Here is a 14,210-nt window from a genome sequence, read left to right as displayed (position 1 = left end):
ACTTACCGTTCCAGTGAGATCGTTTGATAGTCGGAGCGCTCGCCGGCAGGGCCCGATTCGACGCGCATCTGCGGCGGCCACCAGACCACCAGCTTATCGGCGCCCGATTGCGGGCGTGAACAGGAGTCGCCCTTGCACGTCGGCGTACAACCAACGATAAGCAGGGCCAGGCCGAGGAGGGTGAGTAGGCGTTTCATGGCGCGTTCTTCCGGGTGGGGGTGATCAGGGAGGGGCGGGACACACCGATGTGTTCATCTTTGACCACGGGCCGCATGGCGATAAATACCTCCGCCTCTTCTCCCGGCTTGAGCCAGGCACGTGGCCAGACGCTGACGGCCAGGGTCTGGGAGTTGCTGCATTCTCTTTCATCGATGCGCACGTTACGGTTGAACTGATTGCGTACCACCACCACGGCCACATTGAACTGCGGGCCTGCATACCATTGGCTGCGTTCGGTGTTCAGGGCCAATAGCTCGCGGGTGCTGCACAAGGTGTCCAGGCCCAGTGGCATGGGCGCGGCCTTGAAGGCCGTGGGTACTTGCCCGCTGACGAGGTGAGCCAGGGTGCTGGTGATGTCGCTGCGCTTGATCACCGGTTGATGCTCGGCATACCGCCGGGCCAATGGCTTGAGTGCGGCCTGCAGTTCGGCTTGATCCTCCTGGGGCAAGTAGCGTGAAGGATCAGCCTGATCGCCGATCACGCGCGGCGTCAGGATAAACAGGCGTTCGCGCCGGTTGTTCTGGCGCTCGGAGGAAGAAAACAGGGCCTTGCCCAGCAGCGGAATGTCTCCCAGCAGAGGGATCTTGCTTTGTTTGTCGGTGCTTTCAGTGACATGGAAGCCACCGACCACCAGCGAACGTTTTTCCGCCATGACCGCCTGGGTGCTGACTTTGCCGCGGCGTACATCGGGGCTGGTGCGCGCGGGGTTGGACTCGTCGAAGTTACCGTCCTCGATATCCACCACCAGGTGGATCTGGTGATTGCCGCGGGTAGTGATCACCCTCGGTACCACCTGGAAGCTGGTGCCGACCGTGATGGGCAGGATGGTTGCAGTCTCTGTGCCGGCGGTGAGGTATTGGGTGCGGTTGAAATCGATCACCGCCGGCTGGTTTTCCAAAGTAAGCACCGACGGGTTGGACACCATGGTCGCCAGGCCACGTTGCTCCAATGCGCGAATATCGGCGTTGAAACGATCACGGTGCTCGATCGACAGCTGTGATGAAGACCCGGGCGCCATGTTCACGCCACCCCGGAAACGGCTGTTTTGAAAGCCCCATCTAATCCCGAATTCCCGCAGTTGAGTGCGTTCGATATCAAGGATGATCGCATCGATTTCCACCAGCTTGCGGGCTACGTCGAGCTGGCTGATCAGCTCACGGTACATCGCCTGGCGCTCCGGCAGGTCGTAGATCAGGATGGCGTTGTTGCGCACATCGGCTTCGACTCGGATTTTGCTGGTGGAGACCGGTACCCGAGGGGTGAGTGACATACCGTTGTCCGCCGGCCCCGGGTTCATCGTCTGACCGAGCATTTGCCCCAGCATCGGGTTACTCAGGCGCGGAAATACCGGGGTTATGGGTGAGGGTTGCGCGGCAGAGGGAGGGCGTGGGCTCATGCCTGAAAGCGTCGAGGCCGTGCGAGGTTCCAGCAGCCCCCGCAGCATGCTGGCAACGCCTGGGATGGTCAGTTTCTCGCCGCGATAATCAATCTGGCGGTCCGCCGCATTGGCGAACTTCAGCGGGTAGCTGAGGACGCTCTGCTTTTCATCCGGGGACTTGCGCTGGCTGCTGAACTGCTTGATCTGTTCGATATAGCGCTTGGGCCCGGAGACCAGTACGACGCCGTCCTCAGGCAATTCGCCCCAGCCGAAGCGGCTATCGAGCAAGCCTATATCGGTGAGGGCCTGCTTGAGGTCGGCGATGGTCTCGGAGGAGACCTCCAGGCGTGCAGATTCCTGTTGGTCCAGGGTGCTGACGTACAGCGTGTTGTTGTACAGGTACCACTGGAAGCGGTGCTCTACGCCGAGCCTGTCGAGAAGCGATTGTGGGGTATTGGCGCGTATCTTGCCGTTGACGTTGCCTTCGAGGAGGCCGTCGATTTGCAGTTGGGTGCCGAAGGTCTGGGCGAAGTCTTCCAGCACATCCCGCAGAGGCTTGTGTTCGGCCTCATAGGCATAGGCGGTGTTTTTCCATTCGCTGGGGACGGCGGCCAGGGTGCTTTCCAGGGGCGCCAACAACCAGGGCATGAGGATCAGGTAGCGCCAACGGGCAGGCTTTACGGCGGCGGCAGGCGAATTGACGCGCAAGCGGATGTGCTTGTCGATCTTGTTAGGCATTGAGAATTCTCTGTTTTAGTGACGCAGCGACCGAAGCGAAGTAGGCCTAAGTTTCCGGGCTGGGCTGGCAAGGTGCGCAACAATGCCCCGCCAGGTATCACGCTGGTTCAGCAGGGTTTCGAGTTTGCCAAGCAGGTGGGGCAGGGCACAGTCGCCAGGGAGTTTTTGAAGCAGCCAAAGATGACCAGTCATTGCTTCCTGCGCCAAGGCACCCTGGAAATGCCTCAGACTTTCCAGTCCGAGGCGCATCCACGCCTCCAAGGCTCTTTTGTCGACCCGATGGTGGGTCAGTTGAACACTGATCAAAAAAGCTTGTTGGTCGCGCCGCACCTTGATTTCGTCATTATCTTCAAACAACGTGATCAGCGGTTCGCTGCTACTCAACCAACGACCGAGTAACGCTTCCACTCACTGTATGCCTTCGATAACGGTCTTGGCTGTTTCGCTCATGTAATTGGTGTAGGTGGAACTGGCTGATAACGTGGCCGCAAGGAAGACTTTTTCGTCATTCATTGCCGCCAGGGCTTCGTCGTTGTTCAATCCATCGCGTTCTATCTTTTCAAAGCGCTTTTGCGAATTTTCCAGTTGCCTGTAGAGATTCGCTTGCAGGCGATAATCAAAGCTCATTGGTTTTGCTCCAGAGGATGTTACGTTCTGTGTGGCTCGACGCGTGATTCCAGTTCCACGGGTATTTCGTTAAACGTCAGCGCTCGTTGAACCGCAGCCCCTGCATGTTATTGGGTTGAACCCGACGTGCCGGAATTCCATAGGGTTTCCACCATCGAATCCCAGTCGATCCGAAATCCACCTTCGGGTGTTTCCAGAATGAGCATTTGAGGTGCGATGTTCTCCTCGGTGCGCAGTGTCCAGGGAAGGTCTGTGTGCCTGCTCAGCCACTGGTCTACGTTTTTACGGTCCAATGGATTGCAGAGCAAAGTGGCTTCGATTCGCGGGACCTGGGTGGCCAGTAATTGCTTTAGCAGGACGCTCAGGCGTTGGGGGGAGACTGTTTCCTCCAGCAGGTTACGAATGGCCAGGCTGGTGATGGAGGCGGCAATGGGTTCAATGTTGTCGTAGATAGCCTGGCGTTCAATCTCCCAGCGTTGCAACTGAGTGTTGGCGCGTTCCCAGAACTCACGGCAAGCATTTGCGTAAAGTATTTCGCGCTGCTCTTCGGCCTGGCGTAGTAGTTCGCGCGCTTCGGCTTTGGCGCGAATAAGTAATGTGCCCGCCTGAGCACAGTCGATAAGCATCTCTCGGGCAATCAGGGTTTGTGGCAGGTCCTGGCCTTTATTCAGCTCAATTTTACGTCGGCATAACATGCAGGTTGGTTGCTCCTGATCAGGGCCACGCGTGATCATTCGTGATGGCGGTAGCTCGCCAGATGACGGCTCGCCACAGAGTATCCAGCCGACCATGACGGTCGGGCAGGTTGGAATATTTCTCCAGGTCGACTACCCGTTGATTCGCAAAGCCAAGTCGTAGGCGTTGCCATACCGCAGGCTCAACCCAGGCGCGCAGGTACTGCAGAGGATCGTCTGTGTTCAGTACCCGTGAGTCCGCAGGGAGCGCTTTGGCAAGGCGCTGACACCAGAGGTATTCATCCTCCTCCAGCAAGTGGTCGCGTACAGGCTGGCAGACACTGCCGACCAGCGTCAGCATGCGATCGCGTTGTGGTGGGGAGGCTTGCACCAGGTGCAGCAAGGCAGGGGAGGGTGAGGGTGGCAGGCAGGGGGTGATGGCCAGTGCGGTGCTCACTCGTTCATGCCGGCTGCGACATAGATCGGTCGAGGCGATATATGGTCTGAGGACCTCCCAGTCACACGCTGGCGTTTCCCATGGGCGGGCCCACCATCGAACCCACGCCAGCTGATTACTCATGAACAGACGGGTTTAGTGATGCATGAGCCGGTACGACAGATGAGTCGTGTTGTTGATTCACCCCCCGTTTGCGCCAGATAAACGCGCCAGCCCCCGCAAGCGTCAATATGATGAGCAATACGGTAAGACTCATGCGCCAGAAACCGAGATCGTTATCCTGAACCAGGAACGGACCAAAATAGGTCAGACGTTGCTGCTCCAGATACGCCGCGGCGGGGACAAACACTACGGTTAATTTTTGAGTGTTTTCTACAGCGGCTGCCATGCCGGGGATACTGCTGGCCACCATCCTGCGTACTCGGGGGCGGATATTATCAGGCTCAAGTCGTGGATCATGTTTGATGAACACCGAGGCTGATGCCGGTTGTACGGGTTCACCCGGGGCAATCCGTTCGGGGAGCACGACATGGACTCGAGCGACGATGACCCCGTCGATGTTCGACAAGGTTGCCTCCAGCTCCTGAGACAATGCATAGATATAGCGGGCACGTTCTTCCAGCGGTGTTGAGATAACGCCTTCTTTACGGAAGATATCGCCCAGGGTCGACCGGGCCAGTTTGGGCAGGCCAGCGGCCTCGAGCGTCCGGACCGCCCTGCTGATGTCCGACGCGTTGACGCGCACAACAACGCCGTCTTTGGCTGGCACTTTTTGGGCCCGGATTTGTTTATCCGCGAGTTCTGCAACAACCTCATTAGCCTCCTGTTCGGACAGTCGGCTATGGAGTTCTACTTTTTCACCGCAACCGGCCAGCAGCAATGCCAATGATAAAACTAATGGGGTGGTGATCCAGCGGAGCATGACTTACCTACTGAAGGTTGGTTATTTTCTCGCAACATTGCACGGTTTTGCTGATGACCTTGACTGACATGGACAGCTCCCGATGGGCGTCTGAAAGTGACTTGGCAATTTGATGCATTTCCGTTGATTTTTTATTAAGGCTCAGGTCACGCAAACCTTTGGTCGCACGTTTTGATAGCCTCGTTAAATGAGAAGACTGTTCGGATAGTGCGTTCGTACCGACCATTGAATTTTGGCTACCCGGGGAAGACGCGCGATCAACCAGGCTGGCTTGGAAAAAATTCATGTCGGAAGCAGAGGTATCAATACCTCGTGATTCAACCGTTCGTGAAACCGGGCGTTCTGTGAAGTCGTCAGCGAGCACGCGCATGTAAACCTCCGGCAAGACGCTAGGAACGTTCTTGTTGGTTTGGGAGTAATGTTGGTTTTTTTCGACGGTTCAGCATGAGCCATGCTAGCAAACGGGTTGCTTCCTCTATGTTTAATAGAGGAAGCAAAGGTTTAAAACCTTAGTTTGCCTATGTTTTCGAGTTCTTTTGTCAGTATTTCGTTTTTAACCTCCTGTATTTTTAGTCGACGCATTTCAGCTTTTTTTGCCGCTTCGATATCGGCATTGTCTCCGCCACCAAGACTGCCGGCAGTAACCCGCTTGTTAACATCGATTTCACTCATAACATCACCTCTGAGTTGCTTGATTTAAATTTTTTGTTTGTTTGTGCGTTGATGCTTAACCACGAACGTAGACCCATCATTGCCCGTCAGGCATATGAACCAAGCACATGGCTGGCCCGATCGGCGAAGTTGCTGATCACGTAGATGGCCTTTCCTTGAGTGGTTAAATGAAGATTTCAGTTCCAGAAAAACTGCTGGTCCTGGGTTTAACCTGTTCCGCCGAGTGATATATCCAGTTGTTTCATCCTGTAGTACAGCGTGCGCTTGGCAACCCCCAATTCCCCGGCTACTACATCCACGTTGCCGCCGTGACGGCGCAGCGACTCTTCAATCAGCGATTTCTCGATTTGCTGTAGCCGCGCCTTGAGGTTCATCTCTATGTCCTGATGGTCCCTCATCGACTCTGAAAGCGGCGGAAGATCCAACACAAAGCGCTTGGCTGTCGAGCGCAGTTCGCGGACGTTGCCCGGCCAGGAATGGCATAGCAATTGTTGCAGCAGCGAGCTGGATGCCAGGGGTATCGGGTATTTAAAGTACTCGGCTTCCTGGCGGACGATGTTCAGGAACAAGGGGATAATCTGCTCGCGACGTTCGCGCAGGGGAGGGAGGCTGATGCTGATTACGTTCAGGCGAAAATACAGGTCGCGCCTGAATAACCCTTGCTCGACCATTTCGTGCAGCGAATGCTGGGCGGACGCGATAACGCGCATGTCCACCGGGATAAAGCGGGTAGAACCCAATCGCTCAACGCCCCGGGACTCCAGTACCCGCAGCAGTTTGGCTTGCAGGGTGAGGGGCATGCTGTCTATTTCGTCGAGGTACAAGGTACCCAAGTGTGCGGCTTCGACAAAGCCTGCCCGTGATTGCATCGCACCGGTGTAGGCGCCGCTGTTGACCCCGAACAGTTGGCTTTCCGCCAGGCTTTCGGGAATTGCAGCACAGTTGACGGCGACGAAGTTGCCTCGCCGGCCCGATAAGCGATGGATGCGTTGGGCCAGGGTATCTTTACCGGTGCCGGTTTCCCCCAGCAAAAGTATGTCGATGTTTAAAGCCGCAGTATTGTTGATAGTGGCTTCAATGGTTGGGCATTCAGTAAATGGATCATCCGTTTCAAACGTGCTTTGATAGGAGGCCGACATATCGCTGTTGCTCCTATTGTTTCTCATTGTTTTACTGAGGGGCTTCCCTGCTGATATGGATAAGTAGAACGGAATTTAGCTGATTTGTCATTCTGTCGGAGAGTGCGAAATAGACGTTTGTGATGTGTGAAAAACCAAAAAATCTTAAGTTAAATATTATCAAGTGGGCGCTCGCTCGTGATTGCCTGATAATGGGTCGGAATAATCTTAAACTCGGGGGTGTCAGGGAGGATTGGCGTATTTTTACGTATTGAGGGCTGTGGTTGTTTTATAGGGTTGCCGTATTAAGATGTCAGGGGATATTTCAAAGTCGATCTTTGTAGAAAGTTGCAAACATCGCCCACAAAAAAGCCGATGCAGTGCATCGGCTTTTTGTTTTGCGGCATAGGCCGCAGGTAAAGCTTATACGTTGAAGCGGAAGTGCATCACGTCGCCATCCTTGACGATGTATTCCTTGCCTTCCAGGCGCCATTTACCGGCTTCCTTGGCACCGGCTTCACCCTTGAACTGGATGAAGTCGTTGTAGGCGATGACTTCGGCGCGGATAAAGCCTTTTTCGAAGTCGGTGTGGATCACCCCAGCCGCTTGCGGGGCAGTGGCACCGACCTTGACGGTCCAGGCGCGTACTTCTTCAACACCGGCGGTGAAGTAGGTCTGCAGGTGCAGCATTTCGTAGCCGGCACGGATCACGCGGTTCAGGCCAGGCTCTTCCAGGCCCAGGGCCTCGAGGAACATGTCTTTCTCTTCGCCGTCTTCCAGCTCGGCGATTTCCGCTTCGATCTTGTTGCACACTGGAACAACCATCGCGCCTTCTTCTTCGGCAATTGCCATGACCACGTCGAGCAGCGGGTTGTTCTCGAAACCGTCTTCAGCCACGTTGGCGATGTACATCACCGGCTTGGTAGTCAGCAGGTGGAAGCCCTTGATCACAGCTTTTTCGTCGGCGCTCATGTTCTTCATCAGGCTGCGTGCCGGCTTGCCCAGGGTGAAGTGGGCAATCAGTTGCTCCAGCAAGGCTTTCTGGACCACTGCGTCCTTGTCGCCGCCCTTGGCGTTACGCGTGACCTTTTGCAGTTGCTTCTCGCAGCTGTCGAGGTCGGCGAAGATCAGTTCCAGGTCGATGATCTCGATATCGCGTTTCGGGTCGACGCTGTTGGAGACGTGAATCACGTTCTCGTCTTCGAAGCAGCGGACCACGTGGGCGATGGCATCGGTCTCGCGGATGTTGGCGAGGAACTTGTTGCCCAGGCCTTCACCTTTCGACGCGCCGGCTACCAGGCCCGCGATGTCGACGAACTCCATGGTGGTCGGCAGGATGCGCTTTGGATTCACGATGGCCGCCAGGGCGTCCAGGCGTGTATCGGGCATCGGCACGATACCGGTGTTCGGTTCGATGGTGCAGAAGGGGAAGTTCTCCGCCGCAATACCGGATTTGGTCAGGGCGTTGAACAGGGTGGACTTGCCGACGTTAGGTAGGCCGACGATGCCGCAATTGAATCCCATGGTGTTTCCCCTCGGGTAAAGAGTCAGGCCTTCTGGCTGTGCAGGTTTTTCATCGCACGGTTCCATTCACCGGCGAAGATATCCGGCAGCACGCCGAGGGCAAAATCGATGCTGGCATCGAGTTTTTCCTGTTCGGCGCGTGGCGCACGACCCAGGACGAAATTTGAAACCATACTGGCAATGCCCGGGTGGCCAATGCCAAGCCGCAAGCGGTAGAACGTATTCTGATTGCCCAACTGCGCGATGATGTCGCGCAGGCCATTATGCCCGCCATGGCCGCCGCCTTGCTTGAGCTTGGCAACGCCGGGTGGCAGGTCTAGTTCGTCATGGGCCACCAGGATTTCTTCGGGTTTGATCCGGAAGAAGCCCGCAAGCGCCGCGACAGCCTGGCCGCTGCGGTTCATGTAGGTGGTGGGAATCAACAGACGAACATCCTGACCCTGATGCGAAAAGCGTCCGGTCAGGCCAAAATATTTGCGATCGGCCACAAGATTGACGCCTTGGGCGTGGGCGATACGCTCAACAAAAAGGGCCCCCGCGTTATGCCGGGTCTGTTCGTATTCGGCGCCTGGATTTCCCAGGCCAACGATCAGTTTAATGGCAGTCACGACAGGGGCCCTTCCTTTGGAGTTGTGGATAACATCGCCGTTGGTGCGGCGAAAGTGGACGACAAAAACTCATTAACCGTTAGAGGCCAACTTCGCATTCTCGCCCGCTTTCTCGCTACGTTCCGGTCCGCGATGTTTCCTCAAGCTCCGGCATTACAGAGTGAATTACTCTGCAGCGCCTTCTTCAGCTTCTGGTGCAACGCGTGGAGCGTGTACGTTTGCAACAGCTTTGTCGTCACCGTGAGCCAGTGCAACGAACTCAACGCCTTTAGGAGCCTTGAGGTCGGACAGGTGAACGATTGCGCCGATTTCCAGAGCCGACAGGTCGACTTCGATGAACTCAGGCAGGTCTTTCGGCAGGCAGGTCACTTCGATCTCGGCGATAACGTGCGAAACTTCGCCGCCTTTCTTGACCGGAGCTTCTTCACCAACGAAGTGCACAGGCACGATAGCGGTCAGTTTCTGACCAGCTACTACGCGTACGAAGTCAGCGTGCAGCACGTGGCCTTTAGCTGGGTGACGTTGCAGTGCCTTGATGATGACGTTCTGCTTGGTGCCGCCAACGTTCAGCTCGATGATGTGGCTGTAAGCCGCGTCGTTTTCGAGCAGTTTGGCGATTTCTTTAGCCAGCATGCTGATGGATTCAGGGGCTTTTTCGCCACCGTAAACTACAGCTGGAACCAGGCTTGCGAGACGACGCAGGCGGCGGCTCGCACCTTTCCCCAGGTCGGAACGCAGTTCAGCATTCAAAGTAAAATCGTTCATGTTGTATCTCCAAAATAACCACATTCGCCCTAGCGTTTGCGACCAGCGCTAAAGGCGATATGGGCAAAAAAGCCCCGCCCCAACAGAATGCTGGGGCGGGGCGCTTTTCGTCAGGTTGATGCTGCTAAGGTTTGACCCTTAACGGAACATCGCGCTGATCGATTCTTCGTTGCTGATGCGGCGAACCGCTTCGGCAACTACCGGTGCGATATCCAGTTGACGGATACGCGAACAGGCTTGAGCGGCAGCGGACAACGGGATGGTGTTAGTCACCACCAGTTCGTCCAGCATTGAGTTCTCGATGTTCTCGATCGCTCGGCCCGACAGCACAGGGTGTGTGCAGTAGGCGAAGACTTTTGCTGCACCGTGCTCTTTCAAGGCTTTCGCCGCGTGGCACAGGGTGCCGGCGGTGTCGACCATGTCATCAACCAGAATACAGGTACGCCCTTCGACATCACCGATGATATGCATCACTTCAGAGTGATTGGCTTTCTCGCGGCGTTTGTCGATGATCCCGAGATCCACGCCCAGGGATTTGGCAACAGCCCGTGCACGCACGACGCCACCAATGTCCGGGGACACGATCATCAGGTTTTCAAAGCGCTGGTCTTCGATGTCATCCACCAGGACGGGGGAGCCGTAGATGTTATCTACCGGAATATCGAAGAACCCCTGGATTTGGTCAGCGTGCAGGTCAACCGTGAGAACACGGTCGATACCTACCACGGTCAGCATGTCAGCAACGACTTTCGCGCTGATAGCCACACGTGCGGAACGCGGACGGCGATCCTGACGGGCATAACCAAAGTAAGGGATTACAGCTGTGATTCGAGTCGCTGAGGAGCGGCGGAAGGCATCAGCCATCACGACGAGTTCCATCAGGTTATCGTTGGTCGGAGCGCAAGTCGGCTGAATAATGAAGACATCTTTACCGCGGACGTTTTCATTGATCTCGGCTGTAATTTCGCCGTCGGAGAATTTACCGACAGAGATGTCACCGAGAGGGATATGCAGCTGACGTACAACACGCCGAGCCAGATCGGGGTTAGCATTCCCCGTAAAGACCATCATCTTGGACACGCGCAGTACCTAGAGGCTGAGGGTAACCTGGATGAGTATAGAAAATGGCAGGGGCGGCTGGATTCGAACCAACGCATGGCAGGATCAAAACCTGCTGCCTTACCGCTTGGCGACGCCCCTGTATCTGTTGCAACGAGTACCCAGTACTCGGTTCCTTTAGAGCAGACTTTGCAGCTTGCGATGCAACATCGAAACGTTGCTTCCCTTTGCTACAAACCCTGTAAGGGTCTCTGTAAGAAGGGCCGAGACTTTATCAGCTTCAGCTTTGCTTGGGAAGCCCCCAAACACACAACTTCCAGTTCCGGTTAATTTTGCTTCGGTAAAATTACCTAACAAATTCAAAGCGTTACGTACATCTGGATAACGCCTTGCTACAACCGGTAAGCAGTCATTTCGACTGTTTCCCTTGGGAACGGGGCGCACTTTAATGGGAGGAGAGTTACGTGTCAACAGTGGATCTGAAAAAATTTCTGCTGTACTTACAGATACTTGCGGAACAAGCACGACATACCACGGCTCTTCGGGGTCTACAGGGGTGAGTTTCTCCCCCACGCCTTCGGCAAAAGCGGCGTGCCCACGCACGAAAACCGGGACGTCCGCGCCCAGTGTCAGGCCCAGCGCCGCCAGGCGATCGTGGTCCCAACCCAGTTGCCACAAGTGATTCAGGCCGAGCAATGTCGTTGCGGCATTTGAGCTGCCGCCACCGATGCCGCCGCCCATGGGCAGGATTTTTTCGATCCAGATGTCGATGCCCAACGGGCAACCGGATTGTTCCTGGAGTTTTTTCGCGGCCTTCACAATCAGGTTGCTGTCGTGAGGCACGCCGTCGAATTCGGTGTGCAACTGGATCACGCCGTCATCGCGAACGGCGAAGGTCAGCTCATCGCCGTAGTCGAGAAATTGAAAAATCGTCTGCAACTCGTGATAGCCGTCTTCACGGCGACCGAGAATGTGCAGCATCAAATTCAGTTTGGCCGGGGAGGGCAGGGTCAGGCGTTGCTCGTTCATCTCACTGCCCCAGCTTGCGCGGTTGCCAGTCCTTGATCACCAGCGTGACGTCAAGGTCGGTGCCATGCAGCTTGATGCGCTCGGGCAGCCAGTAACCGTTCTGTTGCACATAGCTCAGGTATTCGACCTGCCAGCCATCCTGTTCCAGCGAAGCCAGGCGGCTGTCGCCATTGAGGCTCAGGCGGCTCTTGCTGTCTGGCGCAGGAAGACCGCGTACCCACCACACCAGGTGCGATACGGGGAGTTTCCAGCCCATCTGTTCTTCCAGCAGGGCTTCCGGCGTTGGCGCTTCATAGCGGCCCTGATTGGCCACTTCCAGGCTGACTTGCCCCGGCCGGCCGGTCAGGCGTGCCGCACCGCGGCCCAGCGGGCCAGACAGGCGAATGTCGTAATAGTCCTGGCGTTGCAGCCAGAACAAGGTGCCGCTGCCCGAATCTTTCGGGGCGCGAATGCCCACCTTGCCCTCGATCTGCCAACCATCAAGGCTGCTCAGTTGATCCTTGTGCTGCTGCCACTGCGCCGGGTTGCCCGGGCCTTCGACAGATTCACGGGTGCCAAGACCGGAACAGCCGGCAAGCAGGGCAATAAAGCTGAAAACGATAACGTGGCGCAAAAACATAAAGTTAAAGGGTCTCGGATCCGGTCAGGCGCTTGATGGTGCTGCGCAGGATTGGGCTTTCGGGCTGTTCCTTGAGGAACTTCTCCCAGATTTGTCGCGCTTCACGCTGCTTGCCATTGGCCCAGAGCACTTCGCCCAGGTGTGCGGCGACTTCCTGGTCGGGGAAGCGCTCCAGCGCCTGGCGCAACAAGCGTTCGGCTTCGTCCAGGTTGCCCAGGCGGTAATTCACCCAGCCGAGGCTGTCGAGTACGGCCGGGTCTTCCGGGTTGAGCTGGTGAGCCTTTTCAATCAGCTCCTTGGCTTCGGCGTAGCGCGTTGTACGGTCGGACAAGGTGTAACCCAGGGCGTTCAGTGCCATGGCATTGTCCGGGTCGCGCTTGATGATAAGGCGCAGGTCTTTTTCCATCTGCGCCAGGTCATTGCGTTTTTCCGCCTGCATGGCGCGGGTGTACAGCAGGTTCAAGTCGTCCGGATACTGCAGCAAGGCTTGCTGGAGGATTTTCCAGGCGCGATCGCCCTGCTTGTTGGCCGACAAGGTCTCGGCCTGGATCAGGTACAGCTGGATCGCGTAGTCCGGTTCGGCATCCCGTGCGGCAGCCAGGCGTTTTTCCGCCTCGTCGGTGCGGCCGTTGTTCATCAGGATATCGGCCTGGCGCAGTTGCGCCGGCAGGTAGTCATTGCCGGCGCCGACCTGGGCGTATTCAAGCAATGCAGCCTGCGGGTCGTTACGCTCTTCAGCGATACGGCCCAGGTTCAGGTGCGCCGAATCCACGTGGCTCTCGCGGGCGATCAGGTCTTCCAGGTAACCCTTGGCCTCATCCCAGGCCTTGGCTTCCAGGCACACCAGCGCCAGGGAGTAGCGCAATTCGTCATCGTCCGGGTATTGCTGCACGAGGTTGGCGAACTGCACCTTGGCGTCTTCCATGCGGTCCTGTTCAACCAGCATGCGGGCATAGGTCAGCAGCAGGCGTTTGTCGCCCGGGTACTTCTTGATGCTTTTTTCCAGCAGCGGAATCGCTTCCTTGCCGCGGTTGAGGTTTTGCAGCAGGCGGGCGCGCAGCAGGATCGGCGCAATCTCGCCCTCTTCCGGCGGGTGTTGCTCCAGCAGCTTCAGCGCAGCCTCGGGCTCATCATCCTGTTGCAACAACAGCGCCTTGCCGAAAATCAGCTGGCTGTTGTTCGGGTGTTTTTGCAGCAGGCGGTCGAAACTCTTCATCAGGCCGTTGCGGGTGTCCTGATCGGTGTCGGCGGCCGACAGCGCGAGGAAGTCGAAATGCGTGTCGCCCTTGCCCTGCAGGACCTTCTCCATATACACCATGGAGTCGTCATAGCGTCCGGCGCGGGCCAGTTGAATGGCCGCTGCCCGTTGCGCCTCGAGATCGTCCGGGGCGTTTTTCGCCCAGATCAGCGAGGAGTCCAGGCCCGCCTGATCGGCGCCCAGGTACTCGGCGATGCGAAACGCCCGCTCCGAAATCCCCGGATCCTGAGTATTGATGGCCTGGGTCACGTAGTTATCCAGGGCAATGTCGAAACGATTGCGCTGGCCGGCCAGCTCCGCGCTCAGCAGGCTGAAGATCGTCTCTTCACTGAACGAGGAATAAACCTTGGGCTTTTCAGGGGCGGGGGTGCTGTCTTCTACCGGCGGCGTACCGTCCGGCGACACGGGTGCCATGGCCTGGCAGCCGCTGAGAAAGACAAAAGCAAGGAGCAACGCGGAAGATCTATTCATATAGGAAGAGGACGACTAACCTGCGGTCGGATCATCATGACACAAGCCTTCGGCCAAACATAACCGTGTAGG

17 protein-coding genes and 1 tRNA gene are annotated in these 14,210 nt (G+C 56.7%); 1 reads left to right on the top strand and 17 read right to left on the bottom strand.

Annotation, left to right across the window (positions count from 1 at the left end; all coding sequences use genetic code 11):
* Nucleotides 1-2: 2 nt before the first annotated feature.
* Both hrpT and sctC read right to left on the bottom strand, forming a co-directional pair.
* Nucleotides 3-197, bottom strand: coding sequence for an HrpT family type III secretion system protein (gene hrpT, locus HX814_RS15615; protein WP_003208370.1), 195 nt, complete (start codon nucleotides 195-197; stop codon nucleotides 3-5).
* Nucleotides 194-2,335, bottom strand: a complete 2,142-nt coding sequence (gene sctC, locus HX814_RS15610) for a type III secretion system outer membrane ring subunit SctC (RefSeq protein ID WP_177009591.1) — start codon at nucleotides 2,333-2,335, stop codon at nucleotides 194-196. Before sctC ends, hrpT begins: the two co-directional genes overlap by 4 nt.
* Nucleotides 2,336-2,407: 72 nt before the next feature.
* On the opposite strand from sctC, the gene HX814_RS15605 reads away from it, so the two are divergent.
* Nucleotides 2,408-2,734, top strand: coding sequence for a hypothetical protein (locus HX814_RS15605; protein ID WP_173406097.1), 327 nt, complete (start codon nucleotides 2,408-2,410; stop codon nucleotides 2,732-2,734).
* Between the two features lie 9 nt (nucleotides 2,735-2,743).
* Here HX814_RS15605 and HX814_RS15600 read toward each other — a convergent pair whose 3' ends face one another.
* The 15 genes from HX814_RS15600 to HX814_RS15530 form a co-directional block, all read right to left on the bottom strand.
* A complete protein-coding gene (locus tag HX814_RS15600; protein ID WP_003208375.1) occupies nucleotides 2,744-2,962 on the bottom strand; it encodes a hypothetical protein in 219 nt (72 codons plus the stop codon).
* Between the two features lie 107 nt (nucleotides 2,963-3,069).
* A complete protein-coding gene (gene sctL / locus HX814_RS15595; RefSeq protein WP_177009590.1) occupies nucleotides 3,070-3,657 on the bottom strand; it encodes a type III secretion system stator protein SctL in 588 nt (195 codons plus the stop codon).
* A gap of 19 nt (nucleotides 3,658-3,676) precedes the next feature.
* Nucleotides 3,677-3,997, bottom strand: a complete 321-nt coding sequence (locus HX814_RS15590; protein ID WP_218175016.1) for a type III secretion protein — start codon at nucleotides 3,995-3,997, stop codon at nucleotides 3,677-3,679.
* A gap of 211 nt (nucleotides 3,998-4,208) precedes the next feature.
* Nucleotides 4,209-5,015, bottom strand: coding sequence for a type III secretion system inner membrane ring lipoprotein SctJ (gene sctJ, locus HX814_RS15585; protein ID WP_177009588.1), 807 nt, complete (start codon nucleotides 5,013-5,015; stop codon nucleotides 4,209-4,211).
* Nucleotides 5,016-5,022: 7 nt separating this feature from the next.
* Entirely contained in the window at nucleotides 5,023-5,385 is a 363-nt protein-coding gene (locus HX814_RS15580) for a hypothetical protein (protein ID WP_023659153.1), read from the bottom strand.
* A 131-nt stretch (nucleotides 5,386-5,516) separates the two neighbouring features.
* Nucleotides 5,517-5,687: a hypothetical protein gene (locus HX814_RS15575; protein ID WP_177009587.1), complete on the bottom strand. Its 171-nt coding sequence runs from the start codon at nucleotides 5,685-5,687 to the stop codon at nucleotides 5,517-5,519.
* A 206-nt stretch (nucleotides 5,688-5,893) separates the two neighbouring features.
* Nucleotides 5,894-6,826: a sigma 54-interacting transcriptional regulator gene (locus HX814_RS15570; RefSeq protein ID WP_177009586.1), complete on the bottom strand. Its 933-nt coding sequence runs from the start codon at nucleotides 6,824-6,826 to the stop codon at nucleotides 5,894-5,896.
* A gap of 402 nt (nucleotides 6,827-7,228) precedes the next feature.
* On the bottom strand, nucleotides 7,229-8,329 hold the full coding sequence (gene ychF, locus HX814_RS15565) for a redox-regulated ATPase YchF (RefSeq protein ID WP_177009585.1): 1,101 nt from the start codon (nucleotides 8,327-8,329) through the stop codon (nucleotides 7,229-7,231).
* A gap of 23 nt (nucleotides 8,330-8,352) precedes the next feature.
* On the bottom strand, nucleotides 8,353-8,937 hold the full coding sequence (gene pth, locus HX814_RS15560; RefSeq protein ID WP_177009584.1) for an aminoacyl-tRNA hydrolase: 585 nt from the start codon (nucleotides 8,935-8,937) through the stop codon (nucleotides 8,353-8,355).
* 165 nt (nucleotides 8,938-9,102) lie between these two features.
* On the bottom strand, nucleotides 9,103-9,702 hold the full coding sequence (locus HX814_RS15555) for a 50S ribosomal protein L25/general stress protein Ctc (RefSeq protein ID WP_003208391.1): 600 nt from the start codon (nucleotides 9,700-9,702) through the stop codon (nucleotides 9,103-9,105).
* A gap of 138 nt (nucleotides 9,703-9,840) precedes the next feature.
* Nucleotides 9,841-10,782 carry a ribose-phosphate pyrophosphokinase gene (locus HX814_RS15550; RefSeq protein WP_003208392.1) on the bottom strand — a complete coding sequence of 314 codons (942 nt, stop codon included), beginning with the start codon at nucleotides 10,780-10,782 and terminating at the stop codon, nucleotides 9,841-9,843.
* 45 nt (nucleotides 10,783-10,827) lie between these two features.
* Nucleotides 10,828-10,902: transfer RNA gene (locus HX814_RS15545), tRNA-Gln, on the bottom strand.
* A 36-nt stretch (nucleotides 10,903-10,938) separates the two neighbouring features.
* Nucleotides 10,939-11,790 carry a 4-(cytidine 5'-diphospho)-2-C-methyl-D-erythritol kinase gene (gene ispE, locus HX814_RS15540; RefSeq protein WP_003208395.1) on the bottom strand — a complete coding sequence of 284 codons (852 nt, stop codon included), beginning with the start codon at nucleotides 11,788-11,790 and terminating at the stop codon, nucleotides 10,939-10,941.
* 1 nt (nucleotide 11,791) lies between these two features.
* Nucleotides 11,792-12,409, bottom strand: coding sequence for a lipoprotein insertase outer membrane protein LolB (lolB, locus tag HX814_RS15535; protein ID WP_008432261.1), 618 nt, complete (start codon nucleotides 12,407-12,409; stop codon nucleotides 11,792-11,794).
* 4 nt (nucleotides 12,410-12,413) lie between these two features.
* Nucleotides 12,414-14,138, bottom strand: a complete 1,725-nt coding sequence (locus tag HX814_RS15530) for a tetratricopeptide repeat protein (RefSeq protein WP_177009583.1) — start codon at nucleotides 14,136-14,138, stop codon at nucleotides 12,414-12,416.
* Nucleotides 14,139-14,210: the final 72 nt, after the last annotated feature.

The sequence above is a fragment of the Pseudomonas sp. C8002 genome, assembly GCF_013385765.1.
In the GTDB taxonomy this organism is placed as follows: domain Bacteria; phylum Pseudomonadota; class Gammaproteobacteria; order Pseudomonadales; family Pseudomonadaceae; genus Aquipseudomonas.
The sequence above is the reverse complement of the archived record's forward strand: the minus strand, read 5'-3'. Positions and strand labels throughout refer to the sequence as shown.